The sequence below is a fragment of the Velocimicrobium porci genome, from assembly GCF_009696045.1.
GTDB classification, from domain to species: domain Bacteria; phylum Bacillota; class Clostridia; order Lachnospirales; family Lachnospiraceae; genus Velocimicrobium; species Velocimicrobium porci.
Window position 1 is genome coordinate 1 of the sequence record NZ_VUMT01000042.1, and the last position, 11,606, is coordinate 11,606.

Annotated in this window: 8 protein-coding genes and 1 pseudogene; 1 reads left to right on the top strand and 8 read right to left on the bottom strand. The window is 36.1% G+C overall.

Annotation, left to right across the window (positions count from 1 at the left end; genetic code table 11):
- Window positions 1-167 precede the first annotated feature (167 nt).
- On the bottom strand, window positions 168-437 hold the full coding sequence (locus FYJ58_RS14140) for a hypothetical protein (RefSeq protein ID WP_328597866.1): 270 nt from the start codon (window positions 435-437) through the stop codon (window positions 168-170).
- A gap of 291 nt (window positions 438-728) precedes the next feature.
- Between FYJ58_RS14140 and FYJ58_RS14145 the strand changes: the two genes are divergently transcribed.
- Window positions 729-1,268 carry a helix-turn-helix domain-containing protein gene (locus tag FYJ58_RS14145; protein ID WP_154520331.1) on the top strand — a complete coding sequence of 180 codons (540 nt, stop codon included), beginning with the start codon at window positions 729-731 and terminating at the stop codon, window positions 1,266-1,268.
- A gap of 232 nt (window positions 1,269-1,500) precedes the next feature.
- On the opposite strand, the gene guaA is transcribed toward FYJ58_RS14145, so the two are convergent.
- From guaA to FYJ58_RS15335, 7 genes and pseudogenes are all read right to left on the bottom strand, one after another.
- Window positions 1,501-3,042, bottom strand: a complete 1,542-nt coding sequence (gene guaA / locus FYJ58_RS14150; RefSeq protein ID WP_154520332.1) for a glutamine-hydrolyzing GMP synthase — start codon at window positions 3,040-3,042, stop codon at window positions 1,501-1,503.
- Between the two features lie 131 nt (window positions 3,043-3,173).
- Complete coding sequence (gene yfbR, locus FYJ58_RS14155) at window positions 3,174-3,764, bottom strand: 5'-deoxynucleotidase (RefSeq protein ID WP_154520336.1); 591 nt, start codon at window positions 3,762-3,764, stop codon at window positions 3,174-3,176.
- A gap of 99 nt (window positions 3,765-3,863) precedes the next feature.
- Window positions 3,864-6,713: an excinuclease ABC subunit UvrA gene (gene uvrA, locus FYJ58_RS14160; RefSeq protein WP_154520333.1), complete on the bottom strand. Its 2,850-nt coding sequence runs from the start codon at window positions 6,711-6,713 to the stop codon at window positions 3,864-3,866.
- A gap of 51 nt (window positions 6,714-6,764) precedes the next feature.
- A complete protein-coding gene (gene uvrB / locus FYJ58_RS14165) occupies window positions 6,765-8,753 on the bottom strand; it encodes an excinuclease ABC subunit UvrB (RefSeq protein WP_154520334.1) in 1,989 nt (662 codons plus the stop codon).
- Window positions 8,754-9,184: 431 nt separating this feature from the next.
- The gene (locus FYJ58_RS14170; RefSeq protein ID WP_205839278.1) at window positions 9,185-10,219 is read right to left on the bottom strand and encodes a virulence RhuM family protein; all 1,035 of its coding nucleotides are present in this window, start codon (window positions 10,217-10,219) and stop codon (window positions 9,185-9,187) included.
- Window positions 10,220-10,313: 94 nt separating this feature from the next.
- Window positions 10,314-10,853 carry a hypothetical protein gene (locus FYJ58_RS14175; RefSeq protein WP_205839279.1) on the bottom strand — a complete coding sequence of 180 codons (540 nt, stop codon included), beginning with the start codon at window positions 10,851-10,853 and terminating at the stop codon, window positions 10,314-10,316.
- 171 nt (window positions 10,854-11,024) lie between these two features.
- Window positions 11,025-11,208, bottom strand: a pseudogene (locus FYJ58_RS15335) (DEAD/DEAH box helicase family protein); the annotation flags it as partial.
- Window positions 11,209-11,606: the final 398 nt, after the last annotated feature.

Sequence of the window (11,606 nt, forward strand, 5' to 3'; positions counted from 1 at the left end):
TGAATTAATTTTTAAATCTACAATGATGCTGCTTTTTAAAATCATACTGTTTACCTCCATGGTAACAGTATAGCATCTGTACATTTTTATTTTGGATTTTTTGTACATATATATTGTACCATTTATAGCATTGTCTTTATAAACCGACATATAATCAACTCCTTCCTCTACTCTTTGCTGTAGCACATTCTTTCATAAAAATAAGCTTTACTAACTCTTGCAGCTACTGTAATAAGACCTTTCTCTTTCAATTCCTTATTAAGCTGTCTTACAATCTCATAAGCCTTTGACTTTGAAACTGTTAAGATTTCTGCAACTTCATCCACTGTTAAAAATGTCTTTTCTTCCATATCTGTTTCGCCTCCTTTCATTGAAGATTTTGTTTGTTGTATTCTCGTCCCCGTTCTGACAGGCAACCCTGCTCGGCGCTGTGCCATCCCTTGTACCTTTCTTTATTTGTACTCAGGCGCTCGCTTCATATAGAAGGTCTTGGCGGTTTGTTCGGTTTCGTACACTCATTTAGTTTATACTTAACTTTTATCCGTTAAGTTATGTATCGTTATTATATTAACTCTTTTCAGTTAAGTCAAGACCTTTTCTATAAAAAAATTAACTTTTTTTGTTAAGGTTCTTCTTGATTACATTATTTACAGGTGTTATACTAGACTTAAACAAATTGATTTAACTATTATGCTAATGGCAACATTAACGGATAAAAGGAGGCAACTATGTTAGGAAAAAGAATACGATTATTCCGAAACAGAAAAGGATTGAAGCAGAAAGAACTGGGCGAGATGGTTGGATTCATGGGCAAAACATCTGATGTTCGTATCGCACAATATGAAACGGAAGCCCGTACTCCAAAAGATGATCTTATCAAACAACTCGCAGATATCTTTGGTGTCACACCCAGAGCAATCACTGTACCTAATATTGATTCATATCTCGGATTGCTGCATACTTTCTTCGCCCTTGAGGACGAATATGGATTTAAGATCAGTACCGACAAAAATGGATTACCATGTATCACTCTTGATGAGGAGCATCAGGCTTATGACCAGATAGCACCTATGCTCATGACTTGGTATTCTCAATATTCCAAGCTACAACAAGGTGAACTCTCCCGGAATGAGTATGATAATTGGAGATACAACTATCCTAATATCAAGCCAACCACTGGCTATGTAAGAAATGCCATTTCTGATGATCTGGATGCAGAACTCCAAGATGCACTTTCAGAAGAAATGAAAAAACGTGGTCTGCTTTAATTCCTTTTCCAATGACAACAGACCATACAAGTGACGGATAGATAAAAAGAAGACCTCACCGAAATTCCTCTCCAGTTTGGAAAAGAAAATCAGTAAGGTCTTCTTTTATATTATAATTTATATACTTTTTTGCTTAACACTTTTGCGTTAGATTGTGTTGCCAAATCGTTGCCAAAACTTAACTTATTTTGTTTGGAATAATTGCAAACAAAGGCTCGATTTTCACAAATGGTTATTCAAACTCAATCGTAGCCGGTGGTTTTCCCGTGCAATCGTACATTACCCGATTAACCCCTTTAACTTCATTTACGATTCTGCTTGTTACTTTGCTTAGCACTTCCCAAGGGAGCTGGGCTGCTTCCGCTGTCATGAAATCACTTGTCATAACGGCACGTAATGCGATTGCATAGTCATAAGTTCTTTCATCGCCCATAACTCCGACAGAACGCATATTTGTTAATGCTGCAAAGTATTGACCAAGGTTTTTATCCACGCCTGCTTTTGCAATTTCTTCTCTATAAATTGCATCTGCCTCTTGAACGATTTTCACCTTTTCCGGTGTTACTTCACCGATAATTCGGATGCCAAGCCCTGGTCCTGGGAATGGTTGACGATATACTAAATGTTCCGGAATTCCAAGCTCTAATCCTGCTTTTCGTACTTCGTCTTTAAATAACAGGCGAAGTGGTTCGATAATTTCTTTAAAATCAACATAATCAGGAAGTCCTCCTACATTATGATGTGATTTAATTACTGCTGATTTGCCGAGTCCGCTTTCAATAACATCCGGATAGATTGTTCCTTGTACTAAGAAGTCTACTGCTCCGATTTTCTTTGCCTCTTCTTCAAATACACGGATAAATTCTTCACCAATTATCTTACGTTTTTCTTCTGGTTCTTCGACTCCCGCCAATTTGTCATAGAATCTCTGCTGGGCATTTACACGAATGAAATTTAAATCGTATGGACCTTCCGGACCAAATACGGCTTCTACCTCATCTCCTTCATTTTTACGTAACAAACCATGGTCAACAAATACACAAGTCAATTGTTTTCCAACTGCTTTTGCCAGTAATACAGCTGCTACAGAAGAATCTACACCACCTGATAAGGCACATAATACTTTTCCGTTTCCTACCTTTTCACGAATGGATTGTATAGAAGACTCTACAAAAGAATCCATTTTCCAATCACCGACACATCCACATACTTTATATACAAAATTAGATAACATTTTCATACCTTCTTTTGTATGCATAACCTCTGGATGGAACTGTGTTGCGTATAATTTCTTCTCTGGTAATTCCATTGCTGCTACCGGACATACTGGTGTATGTGCGATTACTTTGAATTCACTTGGAGCTGTTTTAATATAATCGGTATGACTCATCCAACAGATTGTTTTCTCAGACACGCCATCAAATAATACAGAAGTATTATCAACTTCTACCTCTGTTTTTCCATATTCACTGACTGGAGCTGTTTCTACCGTTCCTCCTAGTAAATATGACATTAACTGAGAACCATAGCAAATTCCTAAGACTGGAATTCCTAACTCAAATATTTCTTTTCCACATCTTGGTGAATCATCTCCATATACACTGTTTGGGCCACCTGTAAAAATGATTCCCTTCGGATTCATTGCTTTGATTTCTTCCAAACTCATGTTATAAGGATGAACTTCACAATATACATTACATTCTCTGACTCTTCGAGCAATTAATTGATTATATTGTCCACCAAAATCAAGTACAATAACCATCTCTTTTTCCAAGTTGTTTTCCTCCTAATCTTAATTTCGTAAACTTTAAAAATCTGGTCTATCTAAATATATAACCTCTATTGTACTAACTTTTCCTATTGTTGTCAAAATGAATTTTTAATTTTTTCAAACTCTTCATCGTTTCAGGTAAGCTCATCTAAGGTCTTCCGGTAGGATGGTAAAAATTCTTCTATAAATATGTTAACCTCTTCCAGCTCCATGTCAATTAAGCTATCCCATAAAGCTTGATATGCACTTGAAAATTCTTTATTTCCCGCCTTATCTTCTTCGATGCACTTTATCAGAGCAGATAGCTTATCTGCTGCCTTCTCCAATTTCCAGAGATATATTTCCTCTTCGTTATTTGGATTTAAAAAGAATAGACTGTCATAATAATTTCTCATGTCATCCGGAAGCATAGAAAGCAACTTTTGAGCAGCCACCTTTTCTACCTCTTTAAATGCAGTTTTCAATTCATTGTTATAATATTTAACCGGGGTAGGCATATCTCCTGTTATAATCTCCGTAGAATCATGATATAGTCCAATCAATGCAGCCCGCTCTGTATTTAGATTGTTTCCCAAACGCACATTACTGATTACTGCTAATGCATGGGCAATCATTGCTACCTCTAAAGAATGTTCACTTACATTTTCCTTTTCTGAATTACGCATTAATGCCCACCGTTCTATATATTTCATTCTTGACATCATCGCAAAAAAATCTGATTTCATATCCATTCCCATACATCTCACAAATAAGCTTGTGATACTACCCAAACTGATTCAATGAAAAAAGGGTAGCTCTGCATTTTCCTTTCTCATCATTATTTTCTAATGTTGCTCTTCCTTATCTTTTTCCAACATCTTATTAATATAATAACCGGTATATGAAGTCTGGTTCTTTGCTATCTCCTCCGGTGTTCCCTGTGCAATTATAGTTCCACCTTTATCTCCACCTTCAGGACCAATATCAATAATATAATCCGCTGTCTTAATAACATCCAAATTATGCTCAATAACTACAACCGTATTTCCACCCTCCGAAAGACGATGAAGAATCTCTATCAACTTATGAACATCTGCAAAATGTAACCCCGTAGTCGGCTCATCTAAAATGTAAATCGTTTTTCCCGTACTCCGTTTACTTAATTCAGTCGCTAATTTAATTCTCTGTGCCTCTCCTCCAGATAGTGTAGTCGAAGGTTGTCCTAATTTAATATAAGAAAGTCCCACATCATTTAATGTCTCGATTTTCCTGTAGATAGAAGGAACATGCTCAAAGAATTTTAATGCCTCCTCCACTGTCATATCAAGAACATCAAAGATACTTTTTCCTTTGTATTTTACTTCTAACGTTTCTCTATTATATCGTTTTCCTTCACATACTTCACATGGTACATAAATATCTGGTAAAAAGTTCATCTCTATTTTGATAATACCATCACCACTGCAGGCCTCACAACGACCACCTTTTACATTAAAACTAAAACGTCCTTTTTTATATCCCTTTGCTTTTGCATCCGGAGTCGCAGCAAATAAATCACGGATTAAGTCAAATACACCTGTATAGGTTGCAGGATTAGAACGTGGTGTTCTTCCAATTGGAGACTGATCAATGTCAATTACCTTGTCTAACTGCTCCAAGCCATCAATTCCATCATGCTTGCCCGGAATCGTTCTCGCCCGGTTTAATTCCTTTGCCAAATGTTTATAAAGAATTTCATTCACCAAAGAACTTTTTCCTGAACCTGACACACCGGTAACACAAGTCATAACACCTAAAGGAATCTCAACATCAATATTTTTCAAATTATTTTCTCTTGCACCTCGAATTACAATTGAACCAGTAGGCTTTTTTCTCTCCTTTGGCACCGGAATTTTAATTCTTCCACTCAAATATGCCCCTGTGACTGACTTCTTATTTCTCATAATCTCTTTTGCTGTGCCTTGTGCAACAACTTCTCCACCATGCTCACCTGCGCCTGGACCAATATCCACAATATAGTCTGCTGCAAGCATAGTGTCTTCATCATGCTCAACTACAATTAATGTATTACCTAAATCTCTTAAATGACATAGTGTCTTTAATAATTTATCATTGTCTCTCTGATGCAGACCAATACTAGGTTCATCTAAAATATAAGCAACACCAACAAGCCCCGATCCAATCTGAGTCGCAAGTCGAATTCTCTGTGCTTCTCCTCCAGATAAAGACCCAGCCGAACGTGCCAGTGTTAAATAATCTAACCCGACATCCATCAGGAAACCAACTCTTGCCCGAATCTCTTTTAACACAAGTTCACCAATTTTCTCCTGACGCTCTGTCAGGTTTAAATGATTCATAAAGTCAGACAACTCTTCAATCGAAAAATTCGTTATTTCTGAAATATTTTTATTACCGACTGTGACAGCTAATGCTTCCGGTTTCAATCGTCTTCCTTTACATTCCTTACATGGCGTTACTCGCATAAATGTTTCATACTCTTGTTTCGTGCTGTCAGATCCTGTTTCTCTATATCTGCGTTCTACATTTTTAATAAGACCTTCAAATTGAACATCATATACTCCCACACCACGCTGCCCCCGATAATGTACCTTTACACTTCGGCCAAAGCCATACATTAACATATGCTGAATCTGTTCCGGCAAATCTCTATATGGAACATTAAGATCAAATCCATATTCTTTTGCCAATGCCTCCAGCGTACAACGGGTATAGCTCGATGGGTCTGTTACTGACTGCCATCCCAGCACTGCAATTGCTCCATCTGCTATACTGATTGACTTATCCGGAACAATTAAATCTTCATCAAATTCCATTTTAACACCAATCCCATGACATACAGGGCATGCACCGAACGGGTTGTTAAATGAAAAACTGCGTGGTTCAATTTCATCTATGCTAATACCGCAATCCGGGCATGAAAAGCTCTGACTAAAATTAATTGGATTCTGCCCGATAACATCTACTACCATAAGCCCATCTGCCAATTTTAATACCGTTTCAATCGAATCAGCCAGACGTTTTTCAATTCCTTCTTTTACTACCAGACGGTCTACAACTATCTCAATATTATGTTTCTTGTTTTTCTCAAGTTTGATTTCTTCCGAGAGTTCATATAGACTTCCATCTACCATAACTCTGACATATCCACTTTTTTTCGCCTGTGAAAAAATCTTAGCATGTTCACCCTTTCTTCCACGGACAACTGGTGCCATCAACTGAATTTTTGTACGTTCCGGCAACTTCATAATCTCGTCTACCATCTGGTCTACTGTCTGCTTTTTTATCTCTTTACCACACTTTGGACAATGAGGAATTCCAATTCTTGCATACAATAAACGAAAATAATCGTAAATTTCGGTTACTGTTCCAACTGTAGAACGTGGATTCCGGTTCGTAGATTTCTGGTCAATCGAAATGGCAGGTGATAAACCTTCTATACTTTCAACATTCGGTTTTTCCATTTGACCTAAAAATTGCCTTGCATAAGAAGATAAAGATTCCATATATCTTCTTTGCCCTTCTGCATAAATTGTATCAAATGCAAGGGAAGACTTTCCGGAACCACTAAGCCCTGTCAATACAACAAATTCATCTCTTGGAATATTAACAGAAACATTTTTTAAGTTATGTTCTTTTGCTCCTCTGATTTTAATATACTTTTTTCTTGCTGCCATAATTGCCTCCATCTAACTAATTGTAGCTTGCTAAGTTTACTTTTTATCCTATTAATTCTCCAAATCTAGTAACTGCTTTTTTAATTCAATCAATTGATCTCTTAACTCCGCTGCAAGTTCAAAATTAAGTTCTGCTGCCGCTGTATTCATTTTCTTTGTAATTGCTTTTACCAGTTTTTCCAATTCTTTTTTACTCATTGATTCCGGATCCTTATTTAAATCAAATCCAATAGAATCTGCTTTCTTTGAGATACTAATAAGCTCTCTGACTGCTTTTTTAATTGTCGTAGGTGTTATACCATGCGCCTTATTATATTCATCCTGAAGCTTCCTTCTTCTCTGCGTTTCCGTAATCGCCTTATTCATCGAATCGGTTATCGTATCTGCATACATAATAACCCGTCCTTCTGCATTTCTTGCAGCACGTCCAATTGTCTGTATTAACGAGGTTTCCGAACGCAGGAAACCTTCTTTATCTGCATCTAGTATCGCAACTAACGTAATCTCTGGTATATCAAGCCCCTCACGAAGTAAATTGATTCCCACAAGAACGTCAAAAACGTCCATACGCATATCTCGTATGATTTGTGAACGTTCCAGTGTGTCAATATCGGAATGAAGATACTTAACACGAATTCCTATTTGCCGCATATAATCCGTTAAATCCTCTGCCATTCTCTTCGTTAATGTCGTAACAAGTATTTTATTATGCTTTTCAATTTCTTTATTAATTTCACCAACCAAATCATCAACCTGTCCCTCGACCGGTCGTACAATAACTTCTGGATCCAGCAGACCCGTAGGCCTTAAAATCTGCTCTGCACGCAAAAGCTCATGTTCCTGTTCGTATACAGAAGGGGTTGCAGAAACAAACATCATCTGATTAATCTTATCTTCAAACTCTTCAAAATTAAGTGGTCTGTTATCTTTTGCCGAAGGAAGACGGAATCCATAATCGACTAAAGTTCCTTTTCTTGACTGGTCTCCCGCATACATTCCTCTTACTTGTGGAATCGTAATGTGAGATTCATCAACAATAATTAAATAATCATCCGGGAAGAAATCCATAAGTGTATATGGCGTTTCCCCAGGTTCTAATCCGTTTAAGTGCCTTGAATAGTTCTCTACACCAGAGCAGAAGCCAGTTTCCCGAAGCATTTCAATATCAAAATTCGTTCGTTCCGCAATTCGCTGTGCCTCTAAAAGCTTGTCTTCACTTTTAAAGTACTCAACTCTTTCCTCAAGCTCCGCTTCTATCCTTTTTAACGCCGGCTCCATCTGATCAGGTGCAACAACATAATGCGATGCAGGATAAATATAAGCATGCTCCAAAATATACTTAACCTCACCTGTTACAACATCAATCTCTGTTATTCTATCAATCTCATCACCAAAAAATTCAACTCTGATTGCAGTATCCGTTGCAGAAGCCAGAAAAATCTCCACAACATCTCCACGAACCCGAAATGTTCCACGCCTAAAGTCCATATCATTTCTTGTATATTGAATGTCAACTAATTTTCTTAAAATCTGATCTCTGTCTTTTATCATTCCCGGTCTCAATGATAATGTCATATCCTTATAAAATTCAGGGCTACCAACTCCATAGATACAAGATACACTCGCAACAACAATAACATCTCTTCGTTCCGTCAGAGCAGCCGTCGCAGAATGTCTTAATTTATCAATTTCTTCATTAATTGCAGAATCCTTTGCAATATAAGTATCCGTCGATGGAACATAGGCTTCCGGCTGATAATAGTCATAATAGCTTACAAAGTACTCCACTGCATTTTCTGGGAAGAATTCCTTAAATTCTCCGTAGAGCTGCGCTGCCAGGGTTTTATTGTGAGCGATTATGAGTGTCGGTTTATTTAATTGTTCAATAACGTTTGCCATGGTAAAAGTCTTACCAGAGCCCGTAACTCCTAATAAAGTCTGGTATTGATTGCCTTCTTGGAACCCTTTTACAAGAGCTTCAATCGCCTGTGGCTGGTCACCAGTTGGTTTATATTCGGAGTGTAATATGAATTTATCCATGATTTGACCTCCTTAAAGCCATGCACATATGGACAAATAGAAACGTGATGAATGCTTGCATTCAATCACTTTCTATTTTGGACAGATGTATAGGGCGCAAGCCCTCACCGAGATGTAGCGTAAGCGAAATCGAGGTATGCATGGCTTGTTTTCTCGATTTTGTTATGATTACTATCAGCCACAAATTCGTGTAATTTTGCCCTAAAAATCTGGTTGAGTGTTGAATTTTTGCTCTTACACGAATTTAGGTCGTAAATTTGTAATCGTAATACACACAAAGTTGTCAGGTGAATATTCATTGACTATTTTTTACGTTTCCGGCACTTTTGTTCAGTAAGCTTATAATTCAACATTCATATCCAAACAAACCACTATTTCGATATGAATGTAAACTGACTTATTGAATATTCTTACAGTTACGTCAATTTTGTTCAACAACGTCTATCGTTTGTTTTCAATTTTTTTACAATTTTATCAAAATCAGATTCAATCGGCTGAGTTTTGTTAAATATTTCATATTCATGATATGCCTTTTCTAATGCCTGCCTATGCGATACCTTCCCATTATCTCGTAAGATATCGTATCTACGGAATTCCAGAAATGCATTAATGCTATCTGAAAACTCCTGCATTGTAAAAACGTTTTCTCTTTCAATCAGATCCTCGACATAATCAAAATATCCTGTAACCGCACGTTCTAATTGACGAATTTGCTTTTCGTTCAAATAATTCTTGGCAATTGATGTATCTGACTTTAAAATTCGTCCATCCGGAGCATTTTTCCAGGTAGTTAATCCCATATTATCTTTTGTATGATTTGCTGTATCATATACAATTTCTGCTGCTGTTTTTCCTGTTATAGCAAAATGGAATTTATTTTGTACTGTAGCATAGAACTTATATGTAACTTCTGAGGTTTTATCATAATCTATACTACACTCAGCAAAAATATCTGTTATTTGCTGCCAGATTCGTCTTTCACTAGCTCTGATAGAACGAACTCTCTCAAGCAATTCACGGAAGTAATCTTTACCAAATAAAGTTTTCCCTTGTTTCAAGCGCTCATCATCCATGACAAAGCCTTTTCTCATATACTCTTTTAATACATTCGTTGCCCAAATGCGAAATTGAGTTGCCTGTTTAGAATCCACTCGATAACCAACAGATATAATTGCATCTAAATTATAATAATTTGTCAAAGAACTTTGTGTTTTTCCCTCTATTGCACCATGTTGAGTGGTTGTTGCAATTTTTGCAACAACCACTTTTTCATCTAATTCACCAGACTTAAATATATTAGATAAATGTCTACTGATTCCCGATTTATCTATTCCAAACAATTCAGCCATAGCTTTCTGTGTAATCCAAATTGTTTCATCTTTTATAATTGCATTAACGGTAACATCGTGTTGCTCTGAGTGATATAAGACCATTTCCATCTGTTTTGTTATTTCCACCTTAATCATCCTTTCTTCGCACTCAAAGAGCAGATAGTTCTTTAACGATTCTCAATCAAATCAGCTTTCATGTATTCACATGATATATCTATAACAAACACAACTATTTGATTGCTCTCCGATAGCTTTTAATTTTTTCTCCTTTAGCATAGTATTCTATAAATAATAAATTACATCTTTTATCTATCTCATAATATATACCAAGCTCATATCCACAAACATATTCTGGTAATGTTTTTCCATCAAACGACCAGACTCCATCATATGAATCCCTTGTTAATGCTACCAATCTCGCCCTATCTTTCTCCTTTTCTTTTTGTGATCGATATGATTTTTTCATTTCCAAAGCAATCAGATTATCTTTCTCTACAATCTCACCTCTGCTATGCACAATAAGATCACATACAATAGAAACTACTTCTAGATCATCATTATAAATAGTTTTTACTTTTCCTTTATTCCTATTGTATTCAACATCCACATGATAATTTGCGAATATACTATTATTAATTTCTAAATAAATACACTGAGCCAAGGTACTACACAAACTTCTTTCCGATACATTGCTCACAATAAAATCTATATTTTCACTTAAAAATCTTTCATTTGCTCTCTCAAAAATCTCTATCAATTTTTCTTTCAAAATATGTTCCTCTTTTATTCATTTTCTATAACCGTTTCCTCAATTACACGAATCCAGGTCACAAATCCGTTTTGTATTATTTCGTCCATTCCATACTTTTTTGTCCAAACTATACGGATTATCTGTATTAAATGGACAATTCAACACATAAAATCGCACAAAATCGGATTAAGAAACAAAATACTCAACCGCATTTTCCGGGAACATCTCCTTAAACTCACCATATAGCTGAGCAGCAAGTGTTTTATAATGTTTGAAACTGATTGCCTTCTTTAAACCCTTTAACCAGTTTCTCAATTGCCTGTGGCTGGTCACCGGTTGGCTGATATGGGGCTTGTAATTTAAACTCTGACATAGCTTTTCACCTCTGAATAAAATAATTAATATTTTTTCTATTACTTCCAGAATCCTAGTTCACATCTTTTTATTTTAATACTACCGTTTTATTCTTTTTACTGTTTCCAATTTCAAAATTAATAATACCTTTATATAATTTACTGATTTCAATTATAACAGAAAACCCTATAATTGTACAGAAAAATCGAATATTTGTTCTTATTTAAGCCATTTTTGGCTTATTTTTTTGTCAAATTTTGCGTTTTAGTATATACTTGTTTGTGCTTGTATGTTATAATAGAGACAAGAGGTGATTTGTTATGTATGTAAACATTACTGGTAGTCCAAACAATAAGGACGTATATATTTATCAATCTTACAGAAAAGGGAACGGAAAATCGTCTTCTCGCATTTACA